Source organism: Tessaracoccus terricola (assembly GCF_054776555.1).
On record NZ_BAAHBS010000001.1, the window covers coordinates 884949 to 902396 of the forward strand.

A 17448-nucleotide genomic window follows, 5' to 3' on the forward strand; every position below is an offset into this window, starting at 1 on the left:
CCTGATCAGCAAACAGGTGCTTGAGGTGCTGGTCCGGTTTCGGTGCCACCGAGGTTGCTGCTGCGGAGGTGATGACCGGCAAGAGTGCTGCTCGCAGGGCACCCATGCACGCTTCCGTCAACAAAGACGAGTGCCTGTTCCCGCAGGTCAGAGGCCGCTTCTGGGAGTTGTGGTGGGGCTGATGCAGGTTTCCATCAACAATCAGCGCTCGGGGTCTGCCCAATACGGCACGTACCGGATGGACCGAGGTCCGGCCGACGCGTCGTAGGCCACGATCAGGCGTTCGATGATGGCGTCCTTGATGATCCGGGAGGCGAGCGCCTTGTTCCGTTCCGGGATGCCGAACCGTTCTCGGACGCTGGCGTTGTTGGTCGATTCGTTGCTCACGTAGCGCAGACAGGCATGCTGGTAGACCGCCAAGATGCGGTCGGGCCGATCCATCTTGGTCAGCGGCTTCGGGGCGAACAGGGTGACTCGTGTTTGTTCGTCCTTGACCTCGACTTTCGCTGCTGGAAGCTGGTGGAACTCAATCTCAAAGGCGATTCTGTCCCAACCGCTGCCACGTTCTTCGGCTATGCCGACCTGTCGCACCGCTGACCCGAGGGACTCATTGCGTGATCTGGGTGCGAGGTCGATGAACCGAAGCGGATCCAGAAGTGGAAGGCCCGGGTTGGTGACTTCCATCCGGTCATCGAAGATCTCGATCATTGGGCCCGCTCCCGTGATGGTGAGGTCTTGGTGGATCAGCGCGTTGGCGACCAACTCGCGGATGGCGATGCGCGGGAACTGGAGCTCGTCCATGCGGAGGCCGTCTTGGATGACTTCGCTGTTGGGCAGCTGGTCCGCAATGTAGGAGATGAGTCCCTAGAACCCTGCGGCGTAGCCGCGTTGCCCGACCTGTTCCTTTTTTGTCTTGTTCCGCGAGGTGCCCTCGTAGTGGACAACTCGTGCAGCCTTGCGCGCCAGTTTGGGAAAGTCGCGCAGATCCTTGGCGTAAAGCAACGCACCGCCGTTGGTGATCTGCCACTGTCCCTCGACGGTGTGCCGAATGAGGTGGGCTGCCTCGAGTGCTTCAATGATGGCGGATCTGCTCTCGGGCAGTGGCGTCTTGTGGAGGCTGAAGTAGGCAGGGTAGTCGAGCAACTGCACGACCTCCTCGACTGCCAAGTCACCCGCCGCAGTCCCGTCCTCGAAGCTGTACGCCTCAAGCGCTTTCCAGAGACGCCTCTGGTGGTCTGGGTACTGGCTCAGGTTCTTCTTGTAGGAGCCAACTCGGATGTACTCGATGTTCTGGAACTTGACCGGTAGCTTCGACGCTGCTGCAACGCGCAGGATGACGACCGGCTTGTCGTCGACATCGACTGAGTGGAACGAGAAGTCAGCCTGTGGGGTGAGCAGCCGCAGTATCCACGGGTAGAGGTCCTCGTTGCCCTTCTTGGCCCGTTCGGGCCGGAAGGTGGTGCCCACGATGGCGTGGCTCTCATCGGCGATTCCCCACACCAGGTATCCAGTCTCCTGACCGGCCAGCGCCGCCGAGTTGGCTACGCACGAGACGTACTCGCCGATTGCCTGGGGGTCTCCGTTGCTGACCTTGAACTCCACCCATTCGTTCTCGGATGGAAGCCGAACAAGGCGCTGCACGAGAGCACGGAGATCATCGGGGCTATTCCAGTCCATGACTCAATCATCCCTCACGACGCTGCGTCCTCGGAGGACCGACCGCTTTCGGTGACGGTGATAGAGCGCGAACAGGCGCTGATGGACGCGCTGAAGCCTTGGCGGCGGGGCGATCGATGCCACCCCACCATCAGGGTGATCACGCGGCGCCATCGACCGCGACGGTCAACTCGTTCGTCCCGCCATCCTGGTGCCCAGCGAGCGAGACGAGCGCCTGGTCGAGAAGCCGGCGGATGCTGGTCGTAATCGACGTGCACTCGGTTTCGATCTTGACGGCGCTCTTCTGGATGGTGCCAGCGGCCTTCTTGATGCTGTCGATCTTGTCCAGATGGGCGACGGCCTCAGCGATGTTCTCCTCGGCGGTGTCGATCTCAGCCGCACCGGTGCGCACAGAGGCTGCGATAGAGACCGTTCGCAGGAGCAAGGTGACGGTACGCAGGACCTCGGCGTCGTCGGTTTCGGGGTCGAACGCGATGACGACCCGTCGCTGACCGAGCACGCGGATCGCGTGTCCGCCGTTCTGGTCGGCCGTCCGGACGATTCCCAAGGATGCCGCAGCGCCGCGGTTCCGCTCCGCCTCCGCGAAGTACTCGCCCCAGTTGGCTCGGGAGGAGTCAGTCATCTCGATGACGACCCGTGCGTCCTGGCCAGCTACCCTGAGCAGGCCATCTCCCTTCTTGCTGCGGGGCACGAGACCAGTGGTTGTGGTCGTATCCGTGTATTCGTCCCCCAAGCCGGCGGCGATGCTGCTCATGATGCTGTGGAGACGGCCCTCGAAGGAGGCGCCCTTGATCGGAGTCACTTTCGCGAGGGACGCCTTTGCGTCCTGAACCTTCAAGGCAGTGCTCAGGTCATCGACCTTGGCCGCGAGTTCCCCCTGGCTCTTCTCGATCTGCTTGGCGAACTGTGCCTGCTGCTGAGCGAGCGTTGCCGCATGCTTGGCCATCGGGGAGGCCGGATCGCTCGGGTCGAGCTGCTTCGTGGCCTTCGCGAGCAACTCGGAGGTGCTCGCCTGCACCTGCTTCTCCAAGGTGACCGCGAACCTGACGAGCACCGGCTGGAGGCGCTCCAGCAGTTCCGGGTTCTCGCCGCCGAACAGGCGATGCGTCTCGTCAAGCAGGTCCTTCTTGGTCGACGCGACAGCATCGGCGAGGTGCTTGCGGGTGGTCTCGTCAGCCTCGGCCATGGCCTTCTTCGCGTCTTCGGCGGCCTTCGCGACGGTTTCGGTCGCCGACTTGGTGGCGTCGGCCGTCGCTTCGGCCGCGCGACGGGTGGCGTCCGACGTCTTGTCGCCGACTTCCCTGAGCATCCGCTCGAGAGCGCGCGTCTCGGACGTCAGTGCGGTCAGACTGAGGGCCTTGGCGCCGAGGACCAACGCCTCGGTCGCGAACTTCGTCACGTCAGCGTGGGCGAGTTGAGCAGGATCGTCACAGCGCTGCCCGCGCTCGCCGGTAACCCAATGCCGAGCTTCGTTTACGACGTCGGCTTCCGAAATCGCGACCGAATCGATGATCACCGTCGAGCCAGCCGAATCGAAGCGGGCCCCGTTCGTGTCGTTGTGCATATCCGTACCTCCAGGGTTTCTGGGCCACCTGGACGGCGACCTCACTTCCGATTGTTCGCGCCCGGAACGCGGGAGGTCTACCAACCGGTTGTTTAGGGGACTAAACGACTGACAAGGGCAGAATTATCTGTGAGGGTCTAGCCTAATCTTCATCCGGTTCAACCGGGGAGCCACACAGGAAGGAGGAGAAAGATGGAATCGCTCGTCACGATGTCTGACATCGCCCGCATCGCAAGTGTCACCCGTCAGGCAGTCACCAACTGGCGCTCGCGGCCTACCAGCACCCCGTTCCCTTCCCCGAAGTCGGTCCTGGCTGCCGTCGAGCACTTCGACCGCGACGAAGTGCTCGACTGGTTGGAGGCGACTGGTAGAGGTCTCAACGTGAGCGCACGGCTCGACGCTCCGGCTGTGGCCGTTCCTGTTGGCCTCGACGTTGAGGACGCGGTCGTGCTGCTCGCGCTGCGGGCAAGCATCGGGCAGGACCTCGCTCCTCTGGGAGCCGATCAGCGCATCGCGTTGGCACGAGAGGCTGACCCCGAGGACGCCTTCATGCTGGACGAAGTGATCCGGCTTTCGACCGCCGATGATCTTGCAGATTATGTCGACGCCCTGCATGAGGCGTCGTACGGCCCATCGGACGCACTCGACCGTTTGTACATGACCCGTGCTGCTCAGGGTGGTCGCGGTCTGACGGCCACCGCTGTCTCCCTCCTTCAGCAGATTGCCGATGTGTGCCGCACATTCCTTGGGCCTGATGGCGTCGCAATCGAACTCCGGCTCGACCCGCAGGCCCGTTCCGTGGCCACTGGATTCGAGGCCGCAGGTCATCACAGCGATCGCGCAGCGCTGCGGCTCCACGCGATCGAGGGACGCCAGGTCGAATCTGGGGCTGGGCCACTGGTCAAGGTGATTGCGTTGACTGGCCTCGAGGACCGAGCGACTCTGGACGCCGCCGACGAGATCGCGGTCGGCCTTGACTCCGGCCAGATCGCCGTCATAGTCGGCCCTGCATCTGCCCTATGTGATCGGCTCCGCGGGGACTTGTATGACGCGCGGAAGGACACCCTCCGGACCGGATCGGAGGACCACGGCTGTGCTCTGGTCGCTTCCTTCAAGCTGCCCCGCGGTCTGTGGCGCGACGCTCACCGGAAGAACTTGGGTCTGTGGGTTCTTCGGGGCGCCTCGGCGGCCACGGCTGCAGTCGTCGGTGATCTGTCGGGCTCGCTGGTCGATGGATCTGAGCTCGCTGCTGACGTGCTCGGTGCGCTGGAGCAGACAGGTGCGCGCTCGTATCGGTATGGCCGTGCATTGCCGTACGCCGCTGTGTGGACCGGCGACACCGTCGTTCCGCTCGGTATCGGAGCGCAACCCGCGACCGCGCTGGAAGCGGCGTCGGCGCACGAACGATTGGTCCGTTCGACGCTGGTAACTCAGGAGCCCGTCGCCGGCTTCGACCTCCCTCAAGCCAGGGCCAGCACCACGGGGCCGAGCTCAACCCGCTCCCTCGGTGAGCTGGTCGACGCAGGGGTCATCATCCGCCAGAGCGGCGCACGGATTTCGGACGAGGATCTCGACCCCGCAGGTTCGGTTCGGGTTATCACCGCGGACGGCGGCGACCCCCGTTGGATCGACCGCCTGGTAGAAGCTGCCCGCTATCGCTCCGCTGTTCACACCGAGCCGGGGGACGTCGTGTTCTCCACAAACCCGCCGAAGGCCGTTGTCGATGAGACCGGTGGTGCGATCGTCGCGTCCCCGAGCCGGATCCTCCGACCCGACTCAGCCCGCGCTGGGATCGGCTCGCGAGCACTCGCCGCCGCGATCAATCGTCTTCGTGGCAACTCCGAATGGAAGACCTGGCAGATCCCCAGGTTTCCGGCAGCGCAGGTGAAGCGCGTTGAGTCCGCGCTGGGCGATGTCGCGGAGTACTTCGCTGAGATCCGCAAGCACGAGGCGGCAGCGGCCGACCTCGTCACTAGTTTGATTCAGGGCGTCGCCGCAGGGGCAGTAACCCTCGACGAGCCCAACACCGAGAAGAAGGCAGGCTGACATGCCCCCGCGCAAGAAGACCGACACCAAAACACCTTCCACGATGAAGGAGCTCAAGGACACGCTTTGGAAGGCCGCGGACAAGCTCCGCGGGTCGCTGTCGGCGAGTCAGTACAAGGACGTCATCCTCGGGCTTGTCTTCCTCAAGTATGTCTCTGACGCCTACGACGAGCGCCGCGAGGCCATCCGATCGGATCTGCTCGCCGAGGGTTACGACGACGAGCAGATCGGCGACCTGATCGACGACCCGGAGGAGTACCAGGGCTATGGCGTCTTCGTCGTTCCGGAGGAGGCCCGTTGGGCGTACCTGTCCGAGAACGCCAAGGGCAGGCCGGCCATCGGTGAGGAGGCAGCCAAGACGATCGGATCGCTCATCGACACCGCCATGGACGCGGTGATGCAGGAGAACCCGACGCTCGTCGGCACCCTGCCACGCATCTACAACCGCGACAACATCGACCAGCGCCGTCTCGGCGAGCTCGTCGACCTGTTCAACAATGCACGCTTCAGCCGTCAGGGCGAGCATCGTGCCCGCGATCTTATGGGCGAGGTGTACGAGTACTTCGTCGGCGCCTTCGCCCGTGCGGAAGGTAAGCGGGGTGGGGAGTTCTTCACGCCGCCGTCGGTCGTCAAGGTCATCGTCGAGGTGTTGGAGCCGAACCGTGGGCGCGTCTACGACCCTTGCTGCGGTTCGGGAGGAATGTTCGTGCAGACCGAGAAGTTTATCCATGGGCACGACGGCGACCCCAAGGACATCGCGGTCTTCGGCCAGGAGTCCATCGAGGAGACCTGGCGCCTCGCCAAGATGAACCTCGCCATCCACGGCATCGAGAACAAGGGCCTCGGCGCCCGCTGGGGTGACACGTTCGCCCGAGACCAGCACGCCGACCTCCAGATGGATTTCGTGATGGCAAACCCGCCCTTCAACATCAAGGACTGGGCGCGCAACGTCGAAGACCCGCGCTGGAAATATGGCGTCCCCCCAGCGAACAACGCGAACTATGCCTGGATCCAGCACATCCTGTCCAAGCTCGCCCCGGGCGGCAAGGCCGGTGTCGTCATGGCGAACGGGTCAATGTCGTCCAACGCCAACGGTGAGGGTGATATCCGCGCTCAGATTGTAGAGGCCGATCTGGTCTCGTGCATGGTCGCCCTCCCGACTCAGCTCTTCCGCAGCACCGGTATCCCAGTGTGCTTGTGGTTCTTTGCCAAGGACAAGACCAAGGGCAAGCAGGGCTCGGTCGACAGGACGGGTCAGGTGCTCTTCATCGACGCCCGCGAGCTCGGGTACATGGTCGACCGTGCCGCGCGCGACCTCGATGACGAGGACGACATCAAGAAGATCAGCGACACCTTCCACGCGTGGAGGGGGACGAATTCCGCTACGTCTGAGTACGCCGACGTCCCGGGGTTCTGCAAGTCGGTGACGCTGGCCGAGATCAAGCAAGCTAACTACGCATTGACTCCTGGCCGGTATGTCGGCACTGCTGAGTCCGATGGTGATGGCGAGGAGACTGACGTCAAGATCGAACGGCTGACGAAGGAGCTGCTCGAAGCCTTCGACGCGACCGAGCAGGCTGCCGCTGCCGTGCGCAAGCAGTTGGAGCGGGTCGATGCCTGAGCTCGCGCTTTCCGATGTCGCCGTCGATCGGGGCCTGGTGGGTGGGCCGTTCGGCTCCAGCCTGGTGGGATCGGACTATGTGACCACAGGTGTTCCGGTCATTCGTGGCAGCAACATGGCGGGGAGGTTCGTCGGAGGCGAGTTCGCATATGTCACTCCCGAGAAGTTTGCCGCGGACCTTGCGCGCAACACTGCGAAGTCTGGCGATCTGGTGTTCACTCAGCGGGGCACGCTTGGGCAGGTCGCGATGGTCCCTGAGGGCGAGTTCGACGAGTACGTCGTCTCGCAGAGCCAGATGAGGCTTCGGGTCAACTCCGAGATCGCCGACCCGCGCTTTGTCTACTTCGCGTGCCGGCGGCCCGAGTTCTTGAAGCAGATCAGCGACCACGCCATCTCAACAGGTGTACCGCACATCAACCTGGGGATCCTTGGCCGCCTGACGATTCCGAATCTCCCAATGAGGTCTCAGCAGGCAATCGCAGAGGTGCTCGGTGCGCTCGATGACAAGATCGCCACCAACGTGGAGGCGATTCGCGCCGCCGACGATCTCAGTCGCGCCCACTTCCAGTCGGCGTCCGCTGATGGTGCAGTGGTACCGCTGTCTTCCCTTGCTCGGTTCGTCAACGGCAAGGCTTTCACGAAGGATGCCACAGGGACGGGGCGCGTCGTGGTCCGGATCGCGGAACTCAACTCCGGTATCGGCCGGTCCACCGTCCGGAACGACATCGAGGTTCCGGATGACAACACTGCACGACCCGGGGACCTGCTGTTCGCCTGGTCCGGGTCCCTGACCGCTGCGCGCTGGTACCGCCCGGAGGCCATCGTAAATCAGCACATCTTCAAGGTGATTCCTGCTGAGACACGGCCGATGTGGCTGGTCAATCAAGCTGTGCACGCCAAGCTCAATGAGTTCAAGGCCATCGCGGCTGACAAGGCAACGACGATGGGCCACATCCAGCGCCGTCACCTCGACGAGCCGGTGCGAATTCCGAGTGATGCGGGCGTCAAGCGGTTGGACGGGCTGATGACTGGCCTGTGGGAGGCGGCGCTCGCCGCAGAGGTCGAGAATCTCAGACTCGTCGAGACACGCGATGAACTGTCGCCGCTGCTGATGTCCCACAAGGTCCGCGTCAAGGACGCGGAGAAGACTCTGGAAGGGGTGCTGTGATGGTTAGCGAAGCTGAGTGGGAAGAGCAGATGCTCGACGAACTTTCCTTCCACGGTTGGCTGCCGAGGCAGGGCAAGGATGTCGCGCCCGGCACCGATGATGGCCGTGACTCGTGGGACGACATTGTCTTGCCGGGCCGGACGCTGGCCGCGCTGCGGAAGCTGAACCCGACCGTTCCGGGAGAGTATCTGATCCAAGCACTCGCCGAGATCCGCGCGCCGAAGTCGCAGGACCCGCTTGCGGAGAACTTCCGTCTGCACCAGATTCTGGTTGACGGTTATCGTGGCGTTACCTACGTTGACTCCAATGGTGTCGAGCAGAACCCGACCATCAGGTTCATCAGCCACAGCGTCGATGACAACGAGTTCCTCGCGGTGAACCAGGTCACGATTCGCTCCGCGGACGTGGTGCGTCGCTTCGACATTGTGCTGTACGTGAACGGCCTGCCGGTCGTCATCGCTGAGCTCAAGCGGGCAGGCGCTGAGGCGGCGGACATCGCGTCGGCTCACGCGCAGTTGGCCACGTACCTTCGCGAGTTTCCCATGGCGTTCCGCTTCGTCGTGCTCACCGTTGTCTCAGACGGAATTCACGCTCGATACGGTACGCCGTTCACGCCTCTGAACCACTACTCGCCGTGGAACGTCGACGATGACGGGAGGCCCCTCGGACGTCTGGACCCGGCTGACCTCGTCGAGCCTGGTGTCGACCCCGATGAAGTCTGGCTGCCAGTGACCGTCGAGATGTTCGACCTGGTTCCGGGCATCTTCAATCAGGAACGCTTCCTGCAACTCCAGCGAGACTTCGTCGCCTTCGACGAGGGCGCCGATGGCTATGCCAAGCGGATCGCCAAGCCACACCAGTACTTTGCCGTGACGAAGGCGGTCGGCTCCACGGTCGACGCTCTCGAGTCGAACGGCAAGGCCGGCGTCGTATGGCATACGCAGGGCTCGGGCAAGTCGATGGAGATGGAGCTCTACGCCCACGCTGTCTCTCGCCAGCCGAAGCTGAAGAACCCGACACTCGTGGTCGTTACCGACCGCACCGAGCTTGACAGTCAGTTGTTCGAGGCATTCAACCGCTCGCAGCTTCTGGCTGAGAGCCCCATCAACGTGACCACACGCAGGCAGCTGCGCGAGGAGCTCACCAATCGGGTGACTGGCGGCATCTACTTCACGACGCTGCAGAAGTTTGGTCTTTCAGCCAAGGAGCGCGAGTCTGGCCTCGACCACCCACTGCTCACCGATCGCCGCAACATCATCGTGATGGTCGACGAGGCTCACCGCAGTCACTACGACGACCTCGACGGCTTCGCGCGACACATTCGCGACGCTCTCCCCAATGCAGCCTTCATCGCCTTCACGGGCACGCCTCTCTCGACCGCGGAGCGGGACACACAAGAGGTCTTCGGGCGCGTCATTGACACCTACGACCTCACACGCGCCGTGGCGGACGGTGCAACAGTGCCCGTCTACTTCGAGCCCCGCCTTGTCGCGGTGAAGCTTGCCCGCGAGGTGAACGAGGACGAGCTTGACGCGGCGGCGGACGAGGCTGTCACCGGCCTCGACGAGGTGGAGCGCGAGCGGGTCGAGAAGTCGGTGGCTGTCATCAACGCGATGTACGGCGCACCGACGCGATTGGAGGCTCTGGCGAAGGACATCGTCGACCACTGGGAGAAGCGGTCGGCAGCGATGTTGTCGTTCATCGAGTCGCCCGGCAAGGCGTTCATCGTTGGCGCGACGCGTGAGATCTGTGCGAACCTCTACGAGGAGATCATCAAGTTCCGGCCCGAATGGCACGACGACGCTGTCGACAAGGGCGTCGTCAAGGTCGTCTATTCCGGCTCCGCGTCCGACAAGGGCGTCGTAGCCAAGCATGTTCGGCGGGAGGCCCTGAACAAGGTCATCCAGAAGCGGCTCAAGGACGCTGAGGATCCCCTCCAGATCGTGATTGTCAAGGACATGATGCTCACCGGCTTCGACGCACCGCCGCTCCACACCCTCTACCTCGACCGCCCGCTCAAGGGTGCGCTCCTGATGCAGACGCTCGCGCGCGTAAACCGCACCTTCCGCGGGAAGCCAGACGGCCTGCTGGTTGCGTACGCGCCCCTGGTCGAGAACCTGAGCAAGGCGCTCGCCGAGTACACCGAGACCGACCAGGCGAAGAAGCCGGTCGGCCGCAACATCGACGAAGCGGCCGTGCTCGCACGCCAACTGATCGCCACTCTGGACGAGGTATGCGCTGGATACCTGTGGCGCAAGCAACTCCAAGGGGATACCCGCAGCTGGGTTAAGGCGGCTGTTGGCCTGACCAACTACCTGCGCTCGCCCGCGACGCCCGGCAACCAACCCGGCGAGGGTGACACGGCGCTCGTCGATCGGTTCCGGAAGTTTGCGAATCAGCTGGCTCGCGCATGGGCGCTGGCTGCTGGCTCGCAGACCCTCGAAGATCTCCGCCCGACGGCGAAGTTCTATGAGGAAGTGCGGGTCTGGATGGGCAAGTTCGATGCCCAGGAGCGGCAGGCACAGGGCCGGCCGGTCCCCGAGGAGATCCAACGCCTGCTGTCGAGCCTCGTCGCCACCTCGACCGAGACGGGCGACGTCATCGATATCTACGAAGCGGCCGGGATGCCCAAGCCATCGCTGTCCCAGCTCGGGCCGGAGTTCGTCGCCAAGACCCTGCAGGCCGAGAACCCGCACCTTGCTATCGAGGCGTTGCGCGATCTACTGACCGAGGAGAGCACGAAGGCGACGAGCCGGAACCTCGTGCGGCACCGCGCGTTTTCACAGAAGCTCCGCGAGTTGATGAACAAGTACACCAACCAGCAGTTGACCTCGGCCGAGGTCATCGCGGAGCTGATCGAGCTGGCTAAGGAAGTCGCGGCTGAGGGTAACCGCGGCGCGCACTTCACGCCGCCGCTCAACTCCGATGAGTTGGCGTTCTACGACGCGGTCTCAGCCAACGAGTCCGCTGTCGAACTCCAGGGCGAGGACATCCTGGCCGAGATCGCTCGGGAACTCGTCGGCGTTATGCGGCGCGACGTCAAGACTGACTGGACTGTCCGCGACGACGTCAAGGCCAAGCTCCGTTCGTCGATCAAGCGGCTGCTCGTGAAGTACAAGTACCCGCCGGACAAGCAGCCTGAGGCGATCCGCCTCGTAATCGACCAGATGGAAAGCATGGCGCCGAGCTTCGCTTCGGGCATGTCCAACGTTGCTAAGGGAGGTTCGTGATGACTGTCGGGTACCGCTCGATTGTGCGTCTCGACGATCGCGAGGATGCGATCAGAGTCGCTAAGGAACAGTTCCGGAGCTGGCTTGTGGAGATGGTCCGTGACTCGCGCAAGAGCGTTGAGACGGCCGACTGGGACGGCCCGGGAACCTTCCGGCTTGGTCCGGATTCCCACTTGACTGTCGTGGAGCAGCGCGGAGAAGGACTCGTCCGTCTCCTGTTGGAGTATGTCGAGATCAACGAACACGGGACATGGACGACCCGGCTTTATGCGACGTCCGCCCCGAACTCGCGTCGCTTGAAGCAGGTGCTCTGGTTCGAGAGCGAGGGCGAGCGCCCAGACGGCTCGCCAGTTCAACCGGCAACGCCGCGGGTCGTCCGGAATACGCTGCAGGCAGTGAACGCATTCGACGGGCCGGTTCCCGTCCTGAGTGATCCGCGCACTGTGAGAGCTGACGGTGTGGAGGAACTGATCGAGTTCATCCAGGACGAACACCGAGAATTGTCCATCGTCGTCGCAGCCCCAGTTCCTGGGGTCTCAACACAAAGGTGGGCTGAGGCGATCGGTTCCCTGACCCGCGATGCAATCGGGTGTGCCTCATTCTTCGTGCTGGATTCGGACGCCACCGAGGCATTGAATGCGCAGCTGGGTTCCACCCACTCGATTCCAACGGGCGCAGTCCGGACTTTCGTTCCGCGGGTCGAACTCGGCGATTGGGCCGACGCTCGTCGACACCGGATCCTGACGGCGAAGACGATGAGTGAAGGCTTGAAGCCGAACTTGAAGTTCACCGAGCGGCTGATCCGGGCCGTTGCGACAACGCCTCGCGTCAACCTGCTCGAAGCGGGACTGCCGGCTGAGCTGACGCGGACAATCCGCGTCCTCCAACGTGAGCAGATCAAGCCGGAGACGGTCAGACTCGAAGACGTAGCGCCCGTTCAACCCGTCGAGGAGGTCCCCGCGACCCCGACCCGGGACACTTTCCAGCCTTCTTGGCTTGACAAACTCAGGGGCCTCGTCAGTCGAATCGCTGGTCGGAATGTCGTCGATGACGCTGCGCTCCAAGGGATCGCCGACAAGTTCGATCAACAGGAGACGGTGGTTCAGGCATCGGTCAAGTCTGCCGAGAAGCTGCAATCCGAGCGTGAACGGCTTGAAGATCAAGTCGTCGAGCTGCGCCGGCAGTTGGAAGCCGAGCAGCTCGAGCGCGCGCTCGCTGAGGACAGTCGCCGCGCGGCCGAGAAGAAGACTCGCTCTCTGGAACGGTGGCGTGCGGAGCGTACTGACCAGTTCACCTACGTCGACGAACCAGTAATGCCGTGGGAGACCGACCCGCTCAGTGTCGTTGAGATCGTCGAACGCCTGACGGACGAGGCGAATTTCGGGGACATCATAAAGTACGTCGAGTTGACCGACGTCGAGAAGGCGATCGATCGCGCGGACCAGATCGATGCTGCGGACCCGAGTGGGACATACGCGTCGTCGTTTTGGGAGCATGTGCTTGTCTTGCGGGATTACATGATCGAGTGCGTCGAACATGGCTTCAATGGCAACCTTCACATGTACCTGAACTCGTCAGAGGTGCGCGGGCGGAAGTGCCCGACTCAGCGGCACAAGGCAGGTGAGAGCGACACTGTGCAGAACAACGCGAGGATGCGGCGCGAGAGGACCTTCCCGGTGCCCGTCGCATTCGAGCCATCGGGGGAGATCTTCATGGCGACCCACTTTGCCCCAACCCATCGTGACCAGAACGCACCGCGGATGTACTACGCGGTCGACATCGCCAAGACGAAAAAGGCGTACATCGGCTACATCGGCGTCCATCTGACTAACACCAAGACGAACTGATCCGATCGGGAGGGGAGTCAGCTGGCCCGGGGGGTCAGCCTCGATCGACCAATCGTCACGGGGTGGGTGTTCGGAGTCGCCGAGGGCTGATGCTGACGTGTCTGTGGGGCTTGGTTGTGTGGCTGGCGTCACTGCCAGGTTGGCTGTGCGCCGGATTGCGGCAAGGGGTGGTCAGAATGGCGATGCGGGCGGTGCCTTCTGCTCCAGGAATCCTGCACGGACACCCTGTGAACACGCGGTCCACCGCCCGTCGCGCAAATCTCCTGCGACACGGGCGCCGGGACGGTGGCGCGAAGGGGATCCGGGAATCACTGGTGCGTGTGAACGGGTCCGGTACTAGCGTGGGCGGGGACATCCAGGAGGACCAATGACGGACACCACCGAGCAGAGCCCACGCATCATCAACCGGGAGGCCGAAGCCACCGCCGTCGTGCGGGCCCGGGAGCGGATGGAGAACCTGCCGGCGCTCTACGACCGCGCCTACCCCGCCCTCGCAGCAGCTCTCGCCGAGCAGGGGCTGTCACACGGGGCCGCCTTCGGGTTGTACGGGGCGATGAACGAAGGTGCCGTCGACATCGAGATCGGTTTCACCACCGACGGCGTGGTCGAGCCCTCGGGGGACGTGGCACCGGGGGAGCTCCCCGCAGGCGAGTACGCGACCATCACCCACGTCGGCGGCTACGACGGCCTGGGCGCCTCCTGGGAGGCCTTGGGCAGGTGGGTCAAGGACCAGGGCCGCACCGCCGGCCAGACGGTCTTCGAGGTCTACACCGACGACCCGACAGACGCTGATCCCGCCACCTTGCGCACGGACCTGTTCTGGTCCCTGGACTGACCCCTCGGCCTCAGTCGGCCAGGCCGTAGAGGCGGTCGCCGGCGTCGCCGAGACCCGGGACGATGTAGCCGCGCTCGTCGAGCTTCTCGTCCACCGCGGAGACCACCAGCGTGCACGGCACGTCGAGGTGGGCCAGCAGCTGCTTGAAGTTCTCGATGCCCTCGGGGGCGGCCAGCAGGCAGATGCAGGTGATGTCGTCCGCACCGCGCTCGACCAGGAACTTCACGGCCTCACCGAGCGAGCCGCCGGTGGCCAGCATCGGGTCCAGCACGTAGCACTGGCGCCCTGAGAGGTCCTGCGGGAGCCGTTCGGCGTAGGTGGCGGGCTGGAGGGTCACCTCGTCGCGGATCATGCCCAGGAAGCCCACCTCGGCGGTGGGAACGACGCGGAGCATGCCGTCGAGCATCCCGAGACCCGCACGCAGGATGGGGACGATGAGGGGCGCCGGATCCATCAGGCGGGTGCCGACGGTGGGGGCCACGGGGGTGGTGATCTCGACGTCCTCGACGCGCACGCCACGCGTCGCCTCGTAGGCGAGCAGGGTCACCAATTCCTCCACGAGCCGCCGGAAGGTGGGCTGCTCCGTGGTCCTGTCACGCAGCTTGGTGAGCTTGTGATCTACGAGCGGGTGCTTGATGACGCGAATCTCCACAGCCCAACTCTGGCACATCACAACGGGTGGCGCTGACCGGGATGGGCAACCCGGGGCTGACTTGTGGGGTGTTGTCTGGAATCATGGGGGTGCACCGCATCAGGCTGCACCGCAACAAAGGGAGAGCGACGTGGACGTGTTCGACGAAGACGCAGAGCCGTTCGACCTCAAGGACGACGAGGAGTCGGACGAGGAGGATTCGGACGACTACGAGGACGACGACCTCGAGGACGCCTCGGAGGACGACGTCGACCTCGTCGTGGCCGCCTACCGTGAGGACGGCGAGCCGCAGGTGGTCCCGCTGGACTTCGAGCTCGCCAACGACCTCGACGAGCTGATCCGGGAGCTGACGCGCCTGCCCGGCGACTCCGGGGCCGACGGCTTCGTCTCTGTCGCGGGTGAGTTCTTCGTCATCTGCCGGGTGCGGGGGCGTTCCGTCGAGGTGCTGCTCAGCGACGCGTCGGCCGGCAACGACTGGCCCATCGCCCGCGACGTCCTCGACTACCTGGGTGAGGACGTCCCGGATGACGACGACGACTCGGCCCCCGTGGGTGACCTGGAGATGTTCTCGGCCAGCGGTTTGGGCGCCTTCGAGCTCGAGGCCATCGCCACCGACTACGACGAGGACTCCGACGAGCTCCTCGCGCAGATCGCGCACAAGCTGAAGATCTCCGAGGAGTTCAACCGCGCCGTCGAGGCCTTCGACGCCTGAGGTGGCCAGTCGCTGGGCGGACCCGATGCGGCTCGCGATCGAACAGGCCCGGCAGGCCCTGACCCACGGCGACGTCCCGATCGGGGCCGTGGTCCTCGGGCCCGACGGCGCCCTCCTGGCATCGGCGGGCAACGAGCGCGAACTGACGGGTGACCCGACGGCGCACGCCGAGGTGGTGGCCATCCGCCGCGCCGCCGAGGCGCTGGGGGAGTGGCGCCTGGGGGACTGCACCCTGGTGGTGACGCTCGAGCCCTGCACCATGTGCGCCGGCGCCATCGTCACCTCCCGCGTCGGGCACGTCGTCTTCGGTGCCTTCGACGAGAAGGCCGGCGCCGTCGCGTCCCTGTGGGACGTGGTGCGGGACCCGAGGCTCAACCACCGCCCACAGGTCACCAGCGGGGTGCTCGCCGACGAGTGCGCGGCCCTACTGCTGGACTTCTTCGGCGATCGCCGCTGAGGCTGGAATTGGAGCCTCACGCCACCAGCCGGTAAAGTAGTCCACGGTGACGTGTCTGAGCGGCCGAAAGTGCTCGCCTCGAAAGCGAGTGTGGGTAAAACCACCGAGGGTTCAAATCCCTCCGTCACCGCCACCGGACTCCCGGCCTGACAAGGCCGGGAGTTCTTTTTCAGTCCCACTGCTCCTCGACGCGCGGGTCGAGCTCCCAGCGGGTGTGGAACCGGCCCGGCTTGTCGACGCGGCCGTAGGTGTGGGAGCCGAAGTAGTCGCGCTGGGACTGCACGAGGGCGGTGGGGAGCCGCTCGGAGCGCAGGCCGTCGTACCAGGCCAGCGAGGAGCCGAACGCGGGCGCGGGGATGCCGGAGGTGGCCGACAGTGCAACCACACGGCGCCAGGCGGGCAGGCAGCGGGCGATGCGCTCGCTGAACCAGGAGTCGCCCAACAGCGACGGCAGGTCAGGCTCCGCGACGTAGGCGTCGGAGATGTAGTTCAGGAACCCCGCCCGGATGATGCACCCGCCCCGCCAGATCCGGGCGAGCGCAGCGTTGTCGATGTTCCACTTCTCGTCGGTGCTGGCCTGCTGGATCTCGTCGAAGCCCTGCGCGTAGGCGGAGATCTTCGAGGCGAGCAGCGCGTCGCGGATGGCGTCGACGAGTTCGGCACGGTCACCGCTGATGGGCACCACCGCTGGGTCGACGTCGAGTTGGCTGATGGTCACGCGCTCGCACTCGGCGCCGGACAGGGAGCGGGCGAACGTGGCCTCCGCGATGGCCGGCACGGGGATGCCGACGTCGAGCGCGGCCTTCACCGTCCAGGCGCCGGTGCCCTTCTGCGCCGCCCGGTCCGAGATGATGTCGACGAAGGGCTTGCCGGTCTCCGCGTCCGTGTGACCGAGGATGTCGGTGGTGATGTCGATCAGGTAGGAGTCCAGCTCGGTCTGCTTCCAGGACGCGAACACGTCGCGGATCTCCAGCACCTCCATGCCGAGGCCGCGGCGCATCAGGTCGTACGCCTCGGCGATCAGCTGCATGTCGGCGTACTCGATGCCGTTGTGGACGGTCTTCACGAAGTGGCCTGCGCCGTCGGGGCCGATGTGGGTGCAGCACGGTTCGCCGTCCACCTGGGCTGCGATCGACTCCAGCATCGGTCCGATCCGCTCGTAGGACTCCCTGCTGCCGCCCGGCATCATCGAAGGCCCGGTGAGGGCTCCCTCCTCACCTCCGGAGATGCCCATGCCGACGAAGTGGATGCCGGTGTCGGCCAGGGCGGCGGCGCGCTCCTGGGTGTCGGTGAACAGCGTGTTGCCGCTGTCGATGATGATGTCGCCCGGCTCCATCACCTCCTCGAGGCTGGCCACCGTCGAGTCCGTGGGGTTGCCGGCCGGCACGAGGATGATGGCCACGCGCGGTGACCTGAGTGCCGAGACGAACTCGGGGAGGGTGGCCGCGGGCACGAAGGTGCCCTCCGAGCCGTAGTTGGTGACCAGCTTCGAGACGTGCTCGTCGGAGAGGTCGTAGGCGGCGACGGCGTGGCCGTGGCGGGCCAGGTTCCTCGCGAGCGAGGTGCCCATAACCCCGATCCCCACGATTCCGATGTCCGCGCTGGCTGGTTCCGGTGTCTGGAAGCTCATGGCTCCCAT

General features: G+C 64.7%; 13 protein-coding genes and 1 tRNA gene. 9 read left to right on the top strand and 5 right to left on the bottom strand.

Going from position 1 to position 17448, the window contains the following annotated elements; genetic code table 11:
* Window positions 1–201: 201 nt before the first annotated feature.
* The 3 genes from ACYU7G_RS03845 to ACYU7G_RS03855 all read right to left on the bottom strand — a co-directional run bounded on the left by ACYU7G_RS03845 (window position 202) and on the right by ACYU7G_RS03855 (window position 3241).
* The gene (locus tag ACYU7G_RS03845) at window positions 202–801 is read right to left on the bottom strand and encodes an ATP-binding protein (protein ID WP_461104931.1); all 600 of its coding nucleotides are present in this window, start codon (window positions 799–801) and stop codon (window positions 202–204) included.
* 63 nt (window positions 802–864) lie between these two features.
* Entirely contained in the window at window positions 865–1602 is a 738-nt protein-coding gene (locus ACYU7G_RS03850) for an AlbA family DNA-binding domain-containing protein (RefSeq protein ID WP_461104933.1), read from the bottom strand.
* Window positions 1603–1816: 214 nt separating this feature from the next.
* Entirely contained in the window at window positions 1817–3241 is a 1425-nt protein-coding gene (locus ACYU7G_RS03855; RefSeq protein ID WP_461104935.1) for a hypothetical protein, read from the bottom strand.
* 192 nt (window positions 3242–3433) lie between these two features.
* Between ACYU7G_RS03855 and ACYU7G_RS03860 the strand changes: the two genes are divergently transcribed.
* The 6 genes from ACYU7G_RS03860 to ACYU7G_RS03885 all read left to right on the top strand — a co-directional run bounded on the left by ACYU7G_RS03860 (window position 3434) and on the right by ACYU7G_RS03885 (window position 13988).
* On the top strand, window positions 3434–5287 hold the full coding sequence (locus ACYU7G_RS03860) for a hypothetical protein (RefSeq protein WP_461104937.1): 1854 nt from the start codon (window positions 3434–3436) through the stop codon (window positions 5285–5287).
* 1 nt (window position 5288) lies between these two features.
* The gene (locus ACYU7G_RS03865) at window positions 5289–6908 is read left to right on the top strand and encodes a class I SAM-dependent DNA methyltransferase (RefSeq protein WP_461104939.1); all 1620 of its coding nucleotides are present in this window, start codon (window positions 5289–5291) and stop codon (window positions 6906–6908) included.
* Entirely contained in the window at window positions 6901–8076 is a 1176-nt protein-coding gene (locus ACYU7G_RS03870; RefSeq protein WP_461104941.1) for a restriction endonuclease subunit S, read from the top strand. Before ACYU7G_RS03865 ends, ACYU7G_RS03870 begins: the two co-directional genes overlap by 8 nt.
* Complete coding sequence (locus tag ACYU7G_RS03875) at window positions 8076–11306, top strand: type I restriction endonuclease subunit R (RefSeq protein WP_461104943.1); 3231 nt, start codon at window positions 8076–8078, stop codon at window positions 11304–11306. Before ACYU7G_RS03870 ends, ACYU7G_RS03875 begins: the two co-directional genes overlap by 1 nt.
* Window positions 11306–13153, top strand: coding sequence for a hypothetical protein (locus tag ACYU7G_RS03880; protein WP_461104945.1), 1848 nt, complete (start codon window positions 11306–11308; stop codon window positions 13151–13153). Before ACYU7G_RS03875 ends, ACYU7G_RS03880 begins: the two co-directional genes overlap by 1 nt.
* Window positions 13154–13520: 367 nt before the next feature.
* Window positions 13521–13988, top strand: a complete 468-nt coding sequence (locus ACYU7G_RS03885; RefSeq protein ID WP_461104947.1) for a GyrI-like domain-containing protein — start codon at window positions 13521–13523, stop codon at window positions 13986–13988.
* 10 nt (window positions 13989–13998) lie between these two features.
* Here ACYU7G_RS03885 and upp read toward each other — a convergent pair whose 3' ends face one another.
* Complete coding sequence (upp, locus tag ACYU7G_RS03890; RefSeq protein WP_461105148.1) at window positions 13999–14625, bottom strand: uracil phosphoribosyltransferase; 627 nt, start codon at window positions 14623–14625, stop codon at window positions 13999–14001.
* Window positions 14626–14770: 145 nt separating this feature from the next.
* On the opposite strand from upp, the gene ACYU7G_RS03895 reads away from it, so the two are divergent.
* The 3 genes from ACYU7G_RS03895 to ACYU7G_RS03905 all read left to right on the top strand — a co-directional run bounded on the left by ACYU7G_RS03895 (window position 14771) and on the right by ACYU7G_RS03905 (window position 15942).
* On the top strand, window positions 14771–15352 hold the full coding sequence (locus ACYU7G_RS03895; RefSeq protein ID WP_461104949.1) for a tRNA adenosine deaminase-associated protein: 582 nt from the start codon (window positions 14771–14773) through the stop codon (window positions 15350–15352).
* 25 nt (window positions 15353–15377) lie between these two features.
* Complete coding sequence (gene tadA, locus ACYU7G_RS03900; RefSeq protein WP_461105150.1) at window positions 15378–15809, top strand: tRNA adenosine(34) deaminase TadA; 432 nt, start codon at window positions 15378–15380, stop codon at window positions 15807–15809.
* Between the two features lie 45 nt (window positions 15810–15854).
* A tRNA-Ser gene (locus ACYU7G_RS03905) sits at window positions 15855–15942 on the top strand.
* 36 nt (window positions 15943–15978) lie between these two features.
* On the opposite strand, the gene gndA is transcribed toward ACYU7G_RS03905, so the two are convergent.
* The gene (gene gndA, locus ACYU7G_RS03910) at window positions 15979–17439 is read right to left on the bottom strand and encodes an NADP-dependent phosphogluconate dehydrogenase (protein WP_461104951.1); all 1461 of its coding nucleotides are present in this window, start codon (window positions 17437–17439) and stop codon (window positions 15979–15981) included.
* Window positions 17440–17448 lie beyond the last annotated feature (9 nt).